Here is a 17,387-nt window from a genome sequence, read left to right on the forward strand (position 1 = left end):
GTCAGCGGCTCGGCGCCGCGCGTCCACAGGACGGCACATGCCTACCAGCAGCCACACCCGTCACGGGGCAGGCGCGCCGAGCAGCCGGTCGGCCGCGGCGTAGGGGTCGGTCTCCCCCGCGGCGACGGCCTCGGCGAGCGCGTCGAGCTCGGAGCGTCCGTCGACGTCGCCCCAGCTGCGGCGCAGCGCGGTGACGGCGATCGCGACGACCTCCTCGCGCGCCCGACGCGTACGTCGACGCCGCAGCTCGCCGGTCTCGTGCAGCCAGGCGTGATGGCGGTCGAGCTCGGCGACGACCTCGTCGACGCCGTCGCCGCTCGACGCGACGGTGGCGACCACCGGGGGCCGCCAGGCGCCGGCGGGGCGGTCGGCCATCGACAGCATGCCCCGCAGGTCGCGGCGCACCTGGTCGGCACCGTCGCGGTCGGCCTTGTTGACGACGTAGACGTCACCGATCTCGAGGATGCCGGCCTTGGCGGCCTGGATGCCGTCGCCCATGCCGGGGGCCAGCAGCACCAGCGTGGTGTCGGCGCGCGCCGCGACCTCGACCTCGCTCTGGCCGACGCCCACGGTCTCGACGAGCACCACGTCGCACCCGGCGGCGTCGAGCACCCGGATCGCCTGCGGTGTGCTCCAGGCCAGGCCACCGAGGTGGCCGCGGGCGGCCATGGAGCGGATGTAGACGCCCGCGTCGGAGGCGTGGTCCGACATCCGGATCCGGTCTCCGAGGAGCGCACCGCCGGAGAACGGCGAGCTGGGGTCGACCGCGAGCACGCCGACCCGCTTGCCCGCGGCGCGCAGCCGCGTGACCAGCGCGTTGGTGGAGGTCGACTTGCCCACCCCGGGCGAGCCGGTCAGGCCCACGACCTGGGCGCGGCCGGTGTGCGGGGCCAGCGCCGCCATCACCTCGCGCAGCGCGGGCGACTCGTCCTCGACCATCGAGATCAGCCGGGCCACCGCCCGGGGCTGGCCCTCGCGGGCGGCCGCGACCAGGTCGGGGACCGACGCCGCACGGCGCCGACCCCCGGGTCGCGGGGCGTCGGGGCTCAGCTGCTTGGGACGCGCACGATCAGGGCGTCGCCCTGGCCGCCGCCGCCGCAGAGCGCGGCCGCGCCGGTGCCGCCGCCGCGCCGCTTGAGCTCGAGGGCGAGGTGCAGCACCACGCGTGCCCCCGACATGCCCACCGGGTGGCCGAGCGCGATCGCGCCGCCGTTGACGTTGACCTTCTCGTCGGGCAGGCCCAGGGCGCGCGCCGAGGAGATGCCGACCGCGGCGAAGGCCTCGTTGAACTCCACGAGGTCGAGGTCGGTGGGCTCGATGCCCTCCTTGCGACAGGCCAGGGCGGTGGCGTTGGCCGGCTGGAGCTGCAGGGTGGAGTCGGGGCCCGCGACCATGCCGTGGGCGCCGATCTCGCAGAGGTAGTCCAGCCCGAGCTCCTCGGCCTTGGCCTTGCTCATCACCACGACCGCGCAGGCGCCGTCGGAGATCTGCGAGGCCGAGCCCGCCGTGACGGTGCCCGTCTTGGAGAAGGCGGGGCGCAGGCGCCCGAGCGACTCGGCGGTGGTCTCGCCGCGCACGCCCTCGTCGGCGGAGACGACGACCGGGTCACCCTTGCGCTGCGGGATCGAGACGGGCACGACCTCCTCGTCGAAGACGCCGTTCTTCCAGGCCGCGGCGGCCTTCTGGTGCGACAGCGCGGAGAACTCGTCCTGCTCCTCGCGGGTGAGGTTCTCGTCGGCGGCGTTGCGCTCCTCGGTGAGCAGACCCATCGCCTGGGAGGTGAACTGGTCGAAGAGGGCGTCGTAGGCCATCGAGTCGACGAGCTTGACGTCGCCGAACTTGATGCCCTCGCGCGACTTCGGCAGGAAGTGGGGGGCGTTGGTCATCGACTCCATGCCGCCGGCCACCACGACGTCGGCCTCGCCGGCGCGGACCATCTGGTCGGCCATCGCGATGGCGTTGAGACCGGAGAGGCAGACCTTGTTGATGGTGATCGAGGGCAGGCTCATCGGCAGCCCCGCGGCCACACCGGCGGTGCGGGCGGGGTTCTGACCCGCGCCGGCCTGGATGACCTGGCCCATGATGAGGTAGTCGACCTGGTCGCCGGAGACGCCGGCCTTCTCGAGGGCGCCCTTGATCGCGACCCCGCCGAGGTCGGCGGCGCTCAGGTCCTTCAGCCCTCCCAGGAGACGGCCGATCGGGGTGCGGGCTCCCGCGACGATGACGGTCGGCGAGCTCGACGGGGCGGCGTGGTCGGACATGGGTTCCTCCAGCGGGTCGGTGCTCGGACCGGCGGAAACGGGCCCGATGCGAGCAAGATACCGACGAGTCACATCGGGGGCGAGGGTGTCCGAGTCCCCACCTCGTGAGGCGCGCGTCACAAGCGGTCGCGGCGCACGGCGCGGCGTACGACCATGACGCCATGAGCCAGACCCAGGACAGCGGCGCCAGCCCGCTCGGCATCCCCGACCACCTCTTCACCGCCATCGACCACGTCGGCATGGCCGTGCCCGACCTCGACGAGGCCATCGCGTTCTACCGCGACACCTTCGGCATGCGCCTGGCCCACGAGGAGACCAACGCCGAGCAGGGCGTGCGCGAGGCCATGATGGCCGTGGGCGACTCCGGGTCGTGCGTGCAGCTGCTCGCACCGCTCGACGAGACCTCCACCATCGCCAAGTACCTCGACCGCTCCGGCCCGGGCTGCCAGCAGGTCGCCTACCGCGTCACCGACGTCGAGGCCGTCAGCGCGGTCCTGCGTGAGCGGGGCCTGCGGATGCTCTACGACGAGCCGCGCCGCGGCACCTCCGACTCCCGCATCAACTTCGTGCACCCCAAGGACGCCGGCGGCGTGCTCGTCGAGCTGGTGGAGCCGGCCGCGCGCCCGGCGCACTGACCGCACCGCACCGCACCGCACGGCGGGCGCCACCAACCGCCCGCCCACCTCGGCCCGCCACCCTGAGCGGGGCTGAGACCTCCAACACATCGGTCGCCTGACCGGTTACCGGACAGTAATGTTCGCCAGACGTCGGCCCGCCCTCGGGTCCGACGCCGTCACCCGCACCTCCCCGACCCCGCACAGGAGCCGACGTGCAGAACATCCTCGACGCCGTCCTCGCCGGCGACACCGCCAGCGAAGACTTCGCCCACCTGCCCCTGCCCGAGTCCTACCGCGCCGTGACGGTGCACAAGGACGAGCAGGACATGTTCGAGGGCGTCGCCAGCCGCGACAAGGACCCGCGCAAGTCCCTGCACGTCGACGACGTGCCCTTCCCCGAGCTCGGCCCCGGCGAGGCGCTGGTGGCCGTGATGGCCTCGGCGATCAACTACAACACCGTGTGGACCTCGATCTTCGAGCCGGTCTCGACCTTCGGCTTCCTCGAGCGCTACGGCAAGATCTCGCCGCTGACCAAGCGTCACGACCTGCCGTACCACATCGTCGGCTCCGACCTGGCCGGCGTCGTGCTCGCCACCGGTCCCGGCGTGAACTCCTGGAAGCCCGGCGCCGAGGTGGTCGCGCACTGCCTGTCGGTGGAGCTGGAGAGCCCCGACGGCCACAACGACACGATGCTCGACCCCGAGCAGCGGATCTGGGGCTTCGAGACCAACTTCGGCGGCCTGGCCGAGGTCGCGCTGGTGAAGTCCAACCAGCTCATGCCCAAGCCGGCCCACCTGACCTGGGAGGAGGCCGCCTCCCCCGGCCTGGTCAACTCCACCGCCTACCGCCAGCTGGTCTCGCGCAACGGCGCGGGCATGAAGCAGGGCGACAACGTCCTCATCTGGGGCGCCTCGGGCGGCCTGGGCGGCTTCGCGACGCAGTACGCGCTCAACGGTGGCGCCACGCCGATCTGCGTGGTCTCCAACGAGGAGAAGGCCGACATCTGCCGCGCCATGGGCGCCGAGCACATCATCAACCGCTCGGAGGAGAACTGGCAGTTCTGGAAGGACGAGCACACCCAGGACCAGAAGGAGTGGCGCCGCCTCGGGGCCCGGATCCGCGAGCTCACCGGCGGCGAGGACGTCGACATCGTCTTCGAGCACCCCGGCCGCGAGACCTTCGGCGCCAGCGTCTACGCCGCGCGCAAGGGCGGCACCATCGTCACCTGCGCCTCCACCACGGGCTACATGCACCAGTACGACAACCGCTACCTGTGGATGAACCTCAAGAGCATCATCGGCTCGCACTTCGCCAACTACCGCGAGTCGTGGGAGGCCAACCGCCTCATCGCCAAGGGCATGATCCACCCGACGCTGTCGCGGACCTACGGCCTCGAGGAGGTCGGCCAGGCCGCTCTCGACGTGCACAAGAACGCCCACCAGGGCAAGGTCGGCGTGCTCGCGCTGGCCCCCGAGGAGGGCCTGGGCGTGCGCGACACCGAGATGCGGGCCCGGCACATCGACGCGATCAACCGCTTCCGCGGCGTCTGAGGAGGCCCGTCGACCCGGCCCACCCCGACACGCGCTGAGTAAACGCTGAGCCACGCCGCGTCGGGGTGGGTTCGGGGCCTCGCATGCGGGAGGATGGGGAGGCACCAGCCCCCACCACCCGGAAGAGGTTTCCACCCATGAGCGACCAGGGCCTGTCCATCTTCGACGACGACTCGGAGCGCCGTTCCCAGGACGCCGACAAGACCCAGGTGATCCCGGTGGCCACGAACGCTCCCGGGTCGGCCCCTGGTCGCGCGACCGGTCAGGCGCCGCGCCAGGCCCCCCCGGCCGGACAGCGCCCGGGCACCGCTCCGGCGGCCCCGCAGACGCAGCAGGCCCCGCCCGCACCGCCCGCCCGCCCGCAGGCGGCTCCCGCCCGCGCCGGCGCCAGCATCACCTTCCCCGTCGTGCGCCGTGGGGGCTACGACACCGCGGCCGTCGACACCAAGGTCAAGCAGCTGGCCGCGGAGAAGGCCGGACTCGCCGGCAGCCTCGGCGAGTCCGAGCGGCGCGTCGTCGAGCTCGAGGCCCGCCTGGCCAGCCTGGAGCAGCAGGTCAAGGAGAACGAGACCCCCTCCTACGCCGGTCTCGGGGGCCGCGCCAGCGCCATGCTCCGCCTCGCCGAGGAAGAGGCCGACGAGATCCGCGGCACCGCGATGCGCGAGGCCGACGAGATCCGCGCCCAGGCGACCCGCGACGCCAAGCAGATCCGCACCGAGGGCCAGCGCGAGGCCGAGGACATGCGCATGGTGCAGCTCAAAGAGCTCGACGAGCACCGCGCCCGCACCCTCGCCGACGCCGAGCAGGAGCGCGAGCTGGCCCGCAGCGAGGCCGCCGACCTGATGGCCTCGGCCAAGCGGGAGTCCGACCAGCTGCGCCTGGCCGCCAAGCAGGAGACGACCGAGATGCGCACGGGCGCCCAGCGCGAGGTGGAGCAGGCTCGTGCCGCCGCCGACCGCGAGGTCACCGAGGCACGCCGCACCCTCGCGGTGGAGAAGGAGCGGCTCGCCCGCGAGGCCACCGACCACCACAGCAGCGCGATGGCCGAGACCCGCAAGCTCGTCGAGGAGGCCGAGCAGCGCGCCGCCGCGGCCGAGGCCCGGGCGCAGGAGGCCGCCACCCAGGCCGCCACCCAGCGCCAGCAGGCGAAGTCGGAGGCCGACGCCGTGGTCACCCGCGCGCGCCGCGAGGCCGAGCAGGTCGTGGCCTCGGCCCAGACCCAGGCCGACTCCATCACCTCCTCGGCCACCGCCGAGGTCGAGCGCGAGCTGGCCATGCTGCGCACCGAGGTCGCCCGGCTGGCCAAGCGCCGCGACGGCATCACCGCCCAGCTGGCGAGCCTGCGCGACGTCGTCGCCGGCTTCGGTCAGGACGACGAGGACGAGTGAGCGACCAGCCCGACCCGCCGGCGCCCGGCGCGAACCCGACGACGGCCGGGCCGGTCGTCGACCCGGCCGCCGCGGCGCCGGCCCCCGAGGTGCTGCCGGTCACCGGCGTGCCGCAGAAGGGCAAGCGGCAGGGGCTCGTCGGCGGGCCCGAGCACCTCGGCACCCCCGGGGCGCCGCTGGACCGCACGGCGCCGTACCTCATCGGGTTCCTGGGCGGGTTGGGCTTCGTCACCGCGTACTGGCTGGGCACGACGCTGCTGGCCATCGGCTCCACGCTGCTGCTGGTGGTGGTCGCGCTGTTCATCGCCGCCGGCCTCAACCCGGCGGTGGAGTTCTTCGAGCACCGCGGGCTGCGCCGCTCGTGGGCGGTGCTGGTGGTGACCTTGGTCTTCCTCGGCGCCATCGCCCTCTTCGTGGTGGCGATCGTGCCGGTCATCACCGACCAGGTCGCCTCGCTGACCGCCAACGCCCCGGTGTGGTTCGACCAGCTGCTGCAGAACCCCAAGATCCAGAAGCTCGACGAGGAGTACCAGATCGTCGAGAAGGCCCAGGACTACGTCGCCGGCGGTGACTTCGTCACGGGCCTGTTCGGCGGCGTGCTCGGCTTCGGCATCGCACTGCTGGGCGCCCTCTTCAACCTCTTCATCGTGCTGGTGCTGACGCTCTACTTCCTCTCCGCGCTGGAGACCACCAAGGGCGCGCTCTACAAGCTGGCCCCCGCCTCGCGTCGCGACCGGGTCACCCGCCTCGGGGACCGGATCGTGGCCAGCATCGGGGGCTACGTGTCGGGCGCCTTCCTCGTCGCCCTCTGCGCGGGCCTCACGTCGTTGGTCTTCCTCTTCGCCGTCGGCCTCGGCGAGTACGCCGTGGCGCTCGCCTTCGTCGTGGCCCTGCTCGACGTCATCCCGATGATCGGCGCGACGATCGGCGCCACGATCGTCACCGCCATCGCCTTCGCCACCGACGTGCGCACCGGCCTGATCTGCGTGGTCTTCTACGTCGTCTACCAGCAGATCGAGAACTACGTGATCTACCCCCGGGTCATGGCCTCCTCCGTCGACGTCCCGGGTGCCGTCACCGTGATCGCCGCCCTGGTGGGCGCCGCCCTGCTCGGCGTGGTGGGCGCGCTCCTGGCCATCCCCACCGCGGCCGCGGTGCTGATGCTGACCCGCGAGGTCTTCGTACGACGCCAGGACGCCCGCTAGCCCCACCGGTCCCCCGGGCCGCACCCCGCTCAGCCGGTGCGGACGAGCGTGGTCCAGCCGTGGGGGTTGGTCCAGGCGTAGGTGCCGTCGGGATGCGGGTGGTAACTCCAGGGTGGGCAACCTGCGGAGCCGGTGGTCTTGAGCCGGTGGTGGTGGCGGCACAGCGGCGCGAGGTTCGAGGGGTGGGTCTGGCCCGACTCCCCGCCCTGGTCGACGGGCCGGTAGGGGGTGATGTGGTCGAGGTCGCAGCGGCGTGAGGGCACGGTGCAGCCGGGGAACACGCATCTCGAGTCACGGATGACGACGTGTTCGCGCATCCAGGGTGGTGGGTCGTGTCGGTCGACGGCTCCGGCGGTGGTGGGGTCGAGGTCGATGACGGGTCTCACGAACACCTTGGTGCCCAGGAGCCAGCGGCGCAGGGTGGTGGTGGAGACCACCCCGAGGCCTTCGACGACCGCGGTGCCCGGTGGTGGGCCGGTGCGGTCGATCTGGGACAGGTGGCTGGTCTCGTGGTGGCGGTGGACCGGGGTGGGGCGCAGGTCGGGTCCGGTGGTGCGGTACGGGTCGTCCGCGGGCGGCTCGTGCACTGGGTGCTCGTCGGTGGTGGGGTGGCTTCGAGACGCTCGCTGCGATCGTTGCTCGGCCACCGGGGTCGTGGCCTGCTCCGCGGGGACGGTCTCGTGGTCGGTGGGGGTGGGGAGGTCCCGGGGGCCGGGCGGGGGCTCCTCGGCCGGTACATCGGTCGGTGGCGGCAGGTCCTCGGGAGCCGGGGGCCCCTCTCCACTCATGCGGGTGGCTTCAAGGGCGGCGAGGGTCTCGGCGCGTGCGAGGTCCTCGGGGCGCAGGTGGACGTAGACCACCCGTTCCTTGGCGGTGGTGGGTTCGACGGAGTCGAGGGCGGTGAGGCCTTGGGCGCGGTCGGTGATCACCCCGATCGCGCGGGCCTTGCGGACCTCCAACGACTCGACCACGGCTCCGGTCGAGGTCTGGTGGCGGCCGAGCTCGGCGGCGGTGGCGCAGATCAGGTCGTGGAACCGGGTGAGGTCCTGGGTGTCACCGAGCACCTCCAACCACGAGGTGCCGGACGCGGAGCCGCGGTCGACGTCGTGGGTGAGGCGCACGTTCCACCCACCGCGGGCTCTTTCCTCGAGCGCGGCCTGGGCGTGGGGGTCGTGCCTGGCCGCGGCTTCTGCGACGAACAGCTCGATGCGTCGCGCACCCAGGCTCTGCGCGCGGTGGCCGAGGGCGGCGACCTTGCGGTCCACGAACGCGGCCCCGGTGTCGTTCAACACCTGGGTCTGGGAGGCGATCCGCCGCGCACGCCAGCCGGGGAGGGTGAGGTCCTCCACCATCGCCCAGGTGCGGGGCAGCCGGTGGACCAGCTCCATGACCTCGGCCAGGTTGCAGCCGGCGGTGACCGGGGAGATGTCCAGGGCCAGGGCGAGGGGTTCGGCGGCGAACTCGTCGAGGCCGCGGCGGATCATCCCGGGCACCGACCACGCGTAGGCCCGGTCAGGGTTCAGCGCACCCCAGCGGGCCATGACGCGCAGGGTGCGACGCTCGGCGGCGCGCACGGAGCGGGCGGTGTCGGCGGCGTACTCCAAGACGTCGTCGGCCTCGAGGGACTCGATGTCGACCACGGCGCCGGTGGTGTCGAGGTCGAGGAGCATGCGCCTAGTTTATTCGAACACGCATTCGATGACTAGGTCTGCCGGAGGATCTGTGGAGAGGTTTGCGCTGTCGCGTGAGGGTGGTTTCGAGACGGTCGCTGGCGCTCCCTCCTCAACCACCGTGCGGGGCCGTGGTTTCGAGACGGTCGCTGGCGCTCCCTCCTCAACCACCGTGCGGGGCCGTGGTTTCGAGACGGTCGCTGGCGCTCCCTCCTCGACCACCGGGGCGCGGGCGCTCCCTCCTCGACCACCTCGGTCCTGGCGGCCGGCCCTCGACCACCGCCGGCGGGCGGCGGGTCAGACCCCCGCGGCGGGCAGGACGGCATCGGGCAGCTCGAGCCACACGGTGGCGCCCCCGCCGGGAGTGCCCCGGAGACCGATCGCGCCGCCGTGCGCCTCGACGACGCGCCGACAGGTGGCCAGACCCATCCCGGTGCCGGCCACCGTGGTGTGCACGCGCTCGAGCGGCTTGAAGACGCGGTCGCGGTCGGCCTCGGCGACGCCCAGGCCGTGGTCGACCACCACGAGCCGCACCGAGCCCGGGTCGCTCGCGGGCTCGGTGCGCACCTCGACGCGGGCGGTCGCGCCGGGTGCGACGTACTTGGCGGCGTTGCCGAGGAGGTTCTGGAGCACCACGCGCAGCTGCACCGCGTCGGCGCGGACGTGCGGCAACGGGCCTACCTCGACCGAGGCGCCCTCCAGCTCGGTCGCCAGGTCCTCGCGCGCCTCGGCCACCAGGCGCTCGAGGGAGACCTCGGTGAGCTCGAGCTCCCCGCCGATGCCCGCGAAGGACAGCACGTCGGAGATGAGCGCCTCCATGCGGTGGGCGCTGCGCCGCGCGCGCACCACCAGGGCGCTGAGCTGTGCGGGCCCGTCGGGTCCACCCTCGGCCACCACGTCCTCCATCAGCTCCAGCGAGGCGGCGATCGCGGAGAGCGGGTTGCGCAGGTCGTGGGTGACCTGTCCGGCGTAGGCCGCGAGCTGGGCGTTCGACCGCTCGAGCTCGTCGCGCGAGGCACTGACCTCGGCGAGCGCCTCGTCGAGCTGTCGCGAGCGCAGGGCGAGCTCCAGGACGTCGACGGCACGCTCGGCCAGGTTGGCCACGGCGGCCCGCTGGGCGGCGTCGAGCTCACGCGGCGCGGAGTCGAGGACGCAGAGCGAGCCGAAGGGCACGCCCGCAGGGGTCCGCAGCTGCTGGCTGACGTACAGCCGCGCGGGCGGGTCCATCTCCACGGCCGGGTAGCCGCTCCACTCCCCCTGCGCCGCCAGGTCAGCCTCGATCAGCGGTGCCGGGTCGTGGAGCACGCGGTGGCACACCGAGGCGTGGTTGGGGACCGGTCCGACCCGGAAGCCGTGGGTGGCCAGCTGGTGCATCTCGGAGTCGGTGAAGAAGGTCAGCATCGCCCTCGGCGCCTCGCAGACCTGCGCGGCGAGCTCCACGATGGCGCGCAGCTCCGGGAGCCGGGTCAGCTCGGGCAGGCGGTAACGACGTACCTCCGCGGCGCGCAGCGCCGCACGCTCGGCGTCGCGGCCCGGGTCGACGTCGGCCGCGACACCGGAGGTCGGCACGACGACGTCGCCCGTGCCGTCGGCGACCGGTGACCCCACCACGGCCAGCGCGTCGTCGAGCCAGGCATCGACGGGCACGCCGGCTGCGGCGGTGGCGGTGGCGGTGGCGGCCCCGTCACGGCGCCCCGGTGTCCTCACCCGCTCATCGTAGGTCGACCGGCGGCGGGCTTCAGGCGATCTGCGGATCCGGCCCGCGCGCCCCGGGTCGCCTCAGGCCGGCGTCGGCTCGACCCGGACGACGCCCCGCTCGCCGAGCTTGACCGCCACCACGCCGGCCAGGATGAGCAGGCCGCCGGCCAGCTGCACCGGGCGCGGCAGCTCGTCGAGGAGCAGCCAGGCGAAGCCGACACCGGCGAGCACCTCGAGGAGGGCGACGAAGGAGGCCAGCCGCGAGCCCAGGCGACGCCCGGCCGCGATGCCGGTGGTGTAGGCCAGGGCGGCCGTCACCAGCCCGAGCAGCAGCAGCGGCAGCCACCAGTCGACGGTCGTGCCGCCGTAGGTGACCGGACGCGTCGACCCGGCCATGGGCAGCACACCGACCAGGCCCAGCAGGCCCAGGACCGCCGCCCCGACGACCAGGCCGCCGGCGGCCAGGGTCAGCGGAGGCAGCCCGTTGCCCTCGTCGGCGGAGATCACGAAGTACGACGCGGCCCCGACCATCGCCCCCAGCGACCACAGCACGCCCGCCACGCTGAGGTCGGCGCCGGAGAGCAGGTCGAGCACCAGCACCAGGCCGGCGGCGGCGAGCGCCGCACCCACCAGCGTGACGGGCCCGGGGCGCTGGCCGTGGCGCAGCCAGAGCCACACCACCACGGCCGCGGGCGCGGTGTACTCGATGAGCAGCGCCGGCCCGACCTGCATGTGCTGCACCGCGGAGAAGTAGCAGAACTGCGCACCGGCCACGGCGAGGACGCCGTAGGTCACCACGAGCGCGGCGTTGCGCCGCAGCAGCGACCACCGCCCGCGCAGCGAGGCCAGCCCGAAGGGCAGCACCACGAGGGCGGCCAGCCCCACCCGCACCAGCACGCTCGAGCCCGGGGTCCACCCGGTGTCGAGCAGGCCCCGGGCCAGGGCGCCGGAGGCACCGAAGGCGGTCGCCGAGACGACGGCGAGCACGAGCCCCGACGCCAGGCGGGAGCCACCGGCGGGACCGCCGGCCGACCGGGTGGCGTCATGAGTCATCGTCGTCATGATCCATGACGCTACGGGCCGTCGGGTAACCTGTCAACGTGGTTTTCGCCCATGACACCGAGATGTCGCTCCAGTCCGCCGTGGTGCTCGCCAACTCCGCCGAGCCGCCCGACACGCTGGAGAGCGTCGCCGACCTCGACCGGTTCCTCGCCGACTTCGAGTACTCCGGGCGCCACGACCGCACGCGCGCCGAGCTCGACGCCGTGCGCGCGCTGCGGCCGGTGCTGCGCGAGCTGCTGACCGCCGAGCGCGACCACGCCGTCGAGCTGGTCAACGCGATGCTGAGCGAGGCCCGGGCGCTGCCGCAGCTGGTGCGGCACGAGCCCTACGACTGGCACGTGCACGCCGTGCTGCCCGACGCGCCGCTCGTCACCCGGATCACCGTCGAGACCGCGATGGCGATGATCGACGTGATCCGCACCGACGAGATGTCGCGGCTGGGCGTCTGCGCCGACGAGGACTGCGACGGTGTCGTGCTCGACCTCTCCCGCAACCGCTCGCGCCGCTTCTGCTCGACCACCTGCGGCAACCGCAACGCCGTCGCGGCCTACCGCGCCCGCCAGAGCGACGGCTGATCGACCGGCTGGTCGACCGGCTGGGCAGGGGGACGCGGCAGGTGGCCGGTCAGCACCACCGCGGGTCGTAGGTCGGTCGCAGCGGGCGGTCGCGGCGCACCACCGGCAGCGCGTCCCCGAAGCCGGCGCAGGTCGCCTCGAAGTCCCGGTCGCGGTACTCCACGACCACGACCTGGTCGCCGAAGACCTCGGTGTAGGCGTCGCACTCGTCGTAGCGTCCGCACTCCTCGGCCACCGCGAGGTCGAAGCCGATGCGGGTGCCGTCGTAGCCGGCGAGGTTCTTCTGGGCCACCGCCAGGCCGGCGGCGTGGCCGCGCTCGACGAGCAGCGACGCGAGCGCGAGGTTCTGTGGCCGTCGCAGCAGCCCGCCGCTGCGCAGGAAGGAGTCGAGGTTGTCGAGCTCGACGGCCTCGAAGCCGTCGCGGGCGCAGCCGTCGATCCAGCGCCCCACGATGCGGGCCACGCGCTCGCGCTTCGAGGCGGTGCGCAGGTCGAGCAGCCACTCCCCCCAGGCCGAGTCGACGACCGGACGGCCCCGGTCGTCCTTGAGCACCAGCGACCAGCGCTCGCGCCAGAAGCGCCGCGCGTCGGGCTGGGTCTGGAAGCCGTTGACGTAGCAGACGTCGTAGACCCCGGCCGGCTCCTCGGTGCGGTCGCGCACGACGATCCCCACGTGGTCGGGCACCTCGTCGACCCCGCCGAGCTGGTAGTCGACGTCGGTCGCCGCCGGGAGCGCCGGGGGCGCCGACGGCTCCTCGACGGTGCGCTCCCCCGCCGTCGGTGCGCCGGTGCTCGCACCCGAGGCGCCGCCCGGGGCGGCAGCGAGCAGGGGCCCGACGGTGAGACCGAGGAGCACGAGGAGCACGACGAGGAGCGGGGGCACGGCCGCGCGGGGGCTCCGGGCGGGGGGACGGTGCGACATGGGCGGCAACCTAGCAGCGGGCCGCGCCGGATCCCGTCGCCCGTCGGCGTGCCTCAGGTCCCCACCCCGACGGCCGATGGGGAGGACGAGGCGGGCGCGAGGCCCGCCCGTCCGAGGGGGGGACGGACCCGAACGATGCGCATCCTGGTGGTGGACGACGACCCGGACCTGTCGACGCTGATGGAGATCTTCCTCGGCCGCGCCGGGCACGACGTGGAGCTCGCGCCCGACGGTCGCTGCGGCCTGCGGCGGCTGCTCGCGGGCGGCTTCGACGCGGTGGTGCTGGACTGGATGATGCCCACCCTCGACGGCCTGGGACTGACGCGGGCGGTGCGCAGCGACCCGGCGCTCCGGGACCTGCCGCTGCTCATGGTCACCGCGCGCCGCGACCACGCCGCGGCCTACGCCGCCGGCGTCGACGAGGTGCTCGACAAGCCCTTCAGCGGGGCCGGCCTGGTGTCGGCGGTCGAGACGCTGGGGCGGCGTACGCCGGCCCGGGCGGGCTCGGCCTCGTGAGGGCCCCGGTCGTCGACTCCCTGGCCCTGGCCCCGGCACCGACGCCCGGCGACGTCCTGGCCGACCACGACGCCCGCGCGGCCCACGCCGCGCTGCGCGCCCTCGCCCGGGCCGAGGAGCGGTGGCGGATGACGATGGACAGCTCCCCGCTCGGCATGGCCCTGCTCTCGGTGGAGGGCCGCTTCCTCCGTGTCAACCGCGCCCTGTGCGCCCTGCTCGGTCGCGACGCGGAGTCGCTGCGCGCGCTGGCCTCGAGCGACGTGCTGCACCCCGACGACGCGGCGGTCGCGGCCGTCGAGTCGGCGCGCTGCCTCAGCGGCGAGCAGGAGTCCTCCCGGTTGCTGCAGCGCTGGCGCCACGCCGCCGGTCACCTGGTCTGGGTGGAGGTCACCGCCGCGGTCGTGCGCGAGGACGACGGCACGCCCATCCACGTCGTCGCGCACGTCGAGGACGTGAGCGCCCAGATGGAGGACCGTGCCCGCCTCGAGCACCTGCTCGGCGAGCTGGCCACCCGCACCACCGAGCTCGAGCGCTCCAACCAGGACCTCGAGCAGGTGGCGGCGGTCGCCTCCCACGACCTGCGCGGCCCGCTGACCGTGCTCACCGGCTGGCTGGAGATCCTCGACCACGAGTACGCCGGAGCCCTCGGCCCCCGCGGGCGCGAGCTGCTGCGACGCGCCGACCAGGCGTCGGGGCGCATGATGGACCTGCTCGACGCCCTGCTGCGCCACGCCCGCGTCGGCGGCCACGTGGTCGAGCGGCAGCACGTGGCCCTCGACGACGTGCTCGACCAGGTCGTCGTCGACCTCGGCGACACGGCCGCGCACGGCCTCGTGCGGCGCGACCTGGCGGCCCCGACGGTGCGGGCCGACCCGGCGCTGCTGCGCCAGTTGCTGCAGAACCTCCTCGCCAACGCCGTGAAGTTCCGCTCGCCCGACCGCGCACCGCGGGTGGTCGTCACCTCGGCGGCGACCCCCCAGGGTCACGAGCTGGCCGTGGTCGACAACGGCCGGGGCATCGCGGCCTCCCAACGGACGCGTGTGCTCGACATGTTCGGCCGCGACGACAGCGACCCCGACCACGGTCACGGCATCGGGCTGGCCACCTGCGCGCGGATCGCGTCGCTGCACGGCGGACGACTCCTCGTCGAGGACACCCCGGGCGGGGGCACCACCGTGCGCCTGACCCTGCCGTCCTGACCGGGCTAGAAGTCGAAGCCGTCGAACATGTCGCCGAGGCCCTCGCCGACGCCGCCGACGGCCTCGCCCAGCCCCTCGCCGATCTCACCGATGGCGTCGAAGCCTCCGAAGGCGCCGAACATCAGGCCCATGAACATGAAGTCCATGGTGGTGAACGACCCGAAGTAGCCGCGGGCGTAGGGCTGGTAGGCCGGGCCGCCCTGCCAGTAGGGCACCCGCTGGGAGCCGACCATCACCTTGCGGATGTCGGGGTCGGCACCGGCGCCCACCCGCTCGGCGTCGAGGGCGCAGGCCGGCACGTCGCGCTGGGCCCCCCCGGTCGGCGTCCAGGGCACGTCGGTCACCGAGAGCCCGTGGCGGGGGTCGAAGAAGCAGGGCGGACGGCGCGTGGGCAGCGCCTCGCCGGCCACGCGGGCCTGCACGCAGGCGATGGCGTAGCGCCCGTCCTCGAGGATCTCGGTGACGTGGCGGACGTCGTCGGGCCGCTCCATCGCGTCGGCGGCGGCCTTGGCCGACTCGTAGGCGTCGAGCGCGCGCTGGTAGTCGGCGTTGGCGCCGGCGTCGAGCGGCTGGCCGGCCAGCTCGAGGTCGAGCTCCTGGAGCTCGACCCCGAGCGCGGTCACGTCCTCGGCCGCCAGCCTGCGCACCGGCGCGAGCTCGGCCTCCTTGGCTGCGAGGACCTTGCGCTGGTGGCCCCGCCCGGCAAGCGTGGCGACGGCGATGGCACCGAGGACCAGGGCGAGGACGAGGAGGTACTCCATGTCCCCACTGTACGGAGCCCCCGAGGGACCGCCAGCCCCTCGCCGGCCGCCCTGGGCCGCGGTCTCAGCGGGCGGAGTAGTCGCGGAACCCCCGCTTGGTCTTGCGGCCCAGGTAGCCGGCGGTGACCAGGTGCTCGAGCAGCGGGGCCGGGGCGAAGCCCGGCTCGCGGAACTCGAGGTAGAGCTCGCGCTGGATGGCCAGCGAGACGTCGTTGCCCACGACGTCGAGCAGCTCGAAGGGACCCATCGGCAGGGCGCAGCCCTGCTTCATGGCCACGTCGATGTCGTCGGCGGTGGCGTAGTGGGCCTCGAGCATCTTCACCGCGTCGTTGAGGTAGGGGAAGAGCAGGGCGTTGACGATGAAGCCGGCCCGGTCGCCGCACGAGACCGCGATCTTGCCCACGGCCGCGCACAGCGCCCGCGTGGTCTCGGTGACCTCGTCGGAGGTGGCCACCGTGGAGACCACCTCGACCAGCTTCATCACCGTGGCGGGGTTGAAGAAGTGCATGCCGACGACGTCCTGCGGCCGGCTGGTCACCGTGGCCATGGCGATGATGGGCAGGCTCGAGGTGGTGGTGGCCAGGATCGCCCCCGGCTTGCAGATCTCGTCGAGGTTCTCGAAGAGGGTGGTCTTGACGGCGAGGTCCTCGGCGATGGCCTCGACCACCAGGTCCACGCTCGCCAGGTCCTCCAGGCTCGTGGTGCCGCTGATGCGGGCCAGCACCTCGGCCTTGGCCTCCTCGGTGGCCCGCCCGCGCTGGATCTGCTTGTCGAAGCTGCGGGTGACGGTGGCGCTGACGCCGTCGACCTTGTCGGCCGAGCGGCCCACGACGAGCACGTCGTAGCCGGCCTTGGCGAAGACCTCCACGATGCCGCTGGCCATGGTGCCGGTGCCGACGACGCCGACCTGGCGGATGTCGTGGCGCAGCTGCGGCAGCTCGTCGGCCGACGGGGTCGCGGCGTCGGCGACCACGACCGGGCTGTCGGGGGCCTCGTAGGTGTAGAAGCCGCGCCCGGTCTTGCGGCCCAGCAGACCGGCGGTGACCATCTGCTTGAGGATCGGGGCGGGCGCGTGGAGGCGGTCGCGGCCCTGGCGGTACATCGTCTCGAGGATCTCGTAGGCGGTGTCGAGGCCGATCAGGTCGAGCAGCGCCAGCGGGCCCATCGGGTAGCCGCAGCCGAAGCGCATCGCGGCGTCGATGTCCTCGCGCGAGGCGTAGCGGCCCTCGAACATCGAGGCGGCGTGGTTGAGGTAGCCGAAGAGCAGCGTGTTGGCGATGAAGCCGGCCTTGTCGCCGCAGACCACGGGGCTCTTGCCCAGGCGGCCGAGCAGCGCCTGCACGTCGTCGAGCACGGCGGGCTCGGTGACGACCGTGCGCACCACCTCGACCAGCTTCTGCACCGGGGCGGGGTTGAAGAAGTGCACGCCCACGACGCGGCCCGGGCGCGAGGTGGCGCTGGAGAGCTCGGTGACCGAGAGCGAGGAGGTGTTGGTGGCCAGCACCGTGTCGGGACCGACGATCGCGTCGAGCTCGCGGAAGATCGCCTGCTTGGTGGCCATCGACTCCACCGCGGCCTCGACGACCAGGTCGACGTCGGCCAGGTCCTTCAGCGACGTGGTCAGGGTGACCCGGCCGAGCAGCTCGGCCTGCTCCTCCTCGGTCAGCTTGCCGCGGCGCACCGCACGTCCCGTGGAGTGCTCGAGGTACTGCCGGCCGCGCGCCACGCTCTCCTCGCTCAGCTCGACGCCGACGACCGCGAAGCCGTGCCGGGCGAAGACCTCGGCGATGCCGGCGCCCATCGTCCCGAGCCCCACCACGCCGATGGCGGTGAAGTCGCGGCCGGCGTCGGCGGAGGTGTCGGGAGTGGTCTCGAGGCTCGTCATGGGCGGCATCATGGCACGCGTCACCGACCCGGGCCGTGAACTAGTTCACTCACCGGTAACTTGAACGATCCAGACCCG

15 protein-coding genes are annotated in these 17,387 nt (G+C 73.5%); 7 read left to right on the forward strand and 8 right to left on the reverse strand.

The features are described 5' to 3' along the window. Positions 1 to 60: 60 nt before the first annotated feature. Entirely contained in the window at positions 61 to 1,050 is a 990-nt protein-coding gene (gene meaB, locus M3673_RS10265; protein ID WP_374108203.1) for a methylmalonyl Co-A mutase-associated GTPase MeaB, read from the reverse strand. Then, positions 1,047 to 2,261: an acetyl-CoA C-acetyltransferase gene (locus M3673_RS10270; protein ID WP_056864155.1), complete on the reverse strand. Its 1,215-nt coding sequence runs from the start codon at positions 2,259 to 2,261 to the stop codon at positions 1,047 to 1,049. Before M3673_RS10270 ends, meaB begins: the two co-directional genes overlap by 4 nt. Before the next feature lie 161 nt (positions 2,262 to 2,422). Here M3673_RS10270 and mce point away from each other — a divergent pair, with 161 nt between their 5' ends. The 4 genes from mce to M3673_RS10290 all read left to right on the forward strand — a co-directional run bounded on the left by mce (position 2,423) and on the right by M3673_RS10290 (position 7,021). After that, the gene (mce, locus tag M3673_RS10275) at positions 2,423 to 2,896 is read left to right on the forward strand and encodes a methylmalonyl-CoA epimerase (protein WP_056903856.1); all 474 of its coding nucleotides are present in this window, start codon (positions 2,423 to 2,425) and stop codon (positions 2,894 to 2,896) included. A gap of 194 nt (positions 2,897 to 3,090) precedes the next feature. Further along, positions 3,091 to 4,428, forward strand: coding sequence for a crotonyl-CoA carboxylase/reductase (gene ccrA, locus M3673_RS10280; protein ID WP_193661083.1), 1,338 nt, complete (start codon positions 3,091 to 3,093; stop codon positions 4,426 to 4,428). Between the two features lie 137 nt (positions 4,429 to 4,565). Further along, the gene (locus M3673_RS10285; RefSeq protein WP_193661084.1) at positions 4,566 to 5,816 is read left to right on the forward strand and encodes a hypothetical protein; all 1,251 of its coding nucleotides are present in this window, start codon (positions 4,566 to 4,568) and stop codon (positions 5,814 to 5,816) included. Next, positions 5,813 to 7,021: an AI-2E family transporter gene (locus M3673_RS10290; protein WP_251533456.1), complete on the forward strand. Its 1,209-nt coding sequence runs from the start codon at positions 5,813 to 5,815 to the stop codon at positions 7,019 to 7,021. Before M3673_RS10285 ends, M3673_RS10290 begins: the two co-directional genes overlap by 4 nt. A gap of 29 nt (positions 7,022 to 7,050) precedes the next feature. Here the strand turns inward: M3673_RS10290 and M3673_RS10295 are convergent, their stop codons facing one another. From M3673_RS10295 to M3673_RS10305, 3 genes are all read right to left on the reverse strand, one after another. Continuing rightward, a complete protein-coding gene (locus M3673_RS10295) occupies positions 7,051 to 8,691 on the reverse strand; it encodes an HNH endonuclease signature motif containing protein (RefSeq protein WP_251533464.1) in 1,641 nt (546 codons plus the stop codon). 297 nt (positions 8,692 to 8,988) lie between these two features. Further along, the gene (locus M3673_RS10300; RefSeq protein WP_251533465.1) at positions 8,989 to 10,398 is read right to left on the reverse strand and encodes a HAMP domain-containing sensor histidine kinase; all 1,410 of its coding nucleotides are present in this window, start codon (positions 10,396 to 10,398) and stop codon (positions 8,989 to 8,991) included. 72 nt (positions 10,399 to 10,470) lie between these two features. Further along, on the reverse strand, positions 10,471 to 11,451 hold the full coding sequence (locus tag M3673_RS10305; protein WP_193661087.1) for a DMT family transporter: 981 nt from the start codon (positions 11,449 to 11,451) through the stop codon (positions 10,471 to 10,473). A 38-nt stretch (positions 11,452 to 11,489) separates the two neighbouring features. On the opposite strand from M3673_RS10305, the gene M3673_RS10310 reads away from it, so the two are divergent. Beyond that, positions 11,490 to 12,026, forward strand: coding sequence for a CGNR zinc finger domain-containing protein (locus tag M3673_RS10310; RefSeq protein WP_056864147.1), 537 nt, complete (start codon positions 11,490 to 11,492; stop codon positions 12,024 to 12,026). A 49-nt stretch (positions 12,027 to 12,075) separates the two neighbouring features. Here M3673_RS10310 and M3673_RS10315 read toward each other — a convergent pair whose 3' ends face one another. Beyond that, positions 12,076 to 12,948 (reverse strand): endo alpha-1,4 polygalactosaminidase, encoded by an 873-nt coding sequence (locus tag M3673_RS10315; protein WP_251533467.1) that lies wholly within the window; start codon positions 12,946 to 12,948, stop codon positions 12,076 to 12,078. A gap of 135 nt (positions 12,949 to 13,083) precedes the next feature. Between M3673_RS10315 and M3673_RS10320 the strand changes: the two genes are divergently transcribed. Together M3673_RS10320 and M3673_RS10325 are read left to right on the forward strand one after the other, a co-directional pair. Beyond that, the gene (locus M3673_RS10320; protein ID WP_193661089.1) at positions 13,084 to 13,464 is read left to right on the forward strand and encodes a response regulator transcription factor; all 381 of its coding nucleotides are present in this window, start codon (positions 13,084 to 13,086) and stop codon (positions 13,462 to 13,464) included. After that, positions 13,461 to 14,663, forward strand: a complete 1,203-nt coding sequence (locus M3673_RS10325) for an ATP-binding protein (RefSeq protein ID WP_251533474.1) — start codon at positions 13,461 to 13,463, stop codon at positions 14,661 to 14,663. The genes M3673_RS10320 and M3673_RS10325 overlap by 4 nt, the downstream gene beginning before the upstream one ends. A gap of 5 nt (positions 14,664 to 14,668) precedes the next feature. Here M3673_RS10325 and M3673_RS10330 read toward each other — a convergent pair whose 3' ends face one another. Next, on the reverse strand, positions 14,669 to 15,424 hold the full coding sequence (locus tag M3673_RS10330; protein ID WP_251533476.1) for a hypothetical protein: 756 nt from the start codon (positions 15,422 to 15,424) through the stop codon (positions 14,669 to 14,671). Between the two features lie 64 nt (positions 15,425 to 15,488). Next, a complete protein-coding gene (locus tag M3673_RS10335) occupies positions 15,489 to 17,309 on the reverse strand; it encodes a 3-hydroxyacyl-CoA dehydrogenase family protein (protein WP_251533484.1) in 1,821 nt (606 codons plus the stop codon). Positions 17,310 to 17,387: the final 78 nt, after the last annotated feature.

The organism is Nocardioides sp. P86 (assembly GCF_023712465.1).
In the GTDB taxonomy this organism is placed as follows: Bacteria; Actinomycetota; Actinomycetes; order Propionibacteriales; family Nocardioidaceae; genus Nocardioides; species Nocardioides kribbensis.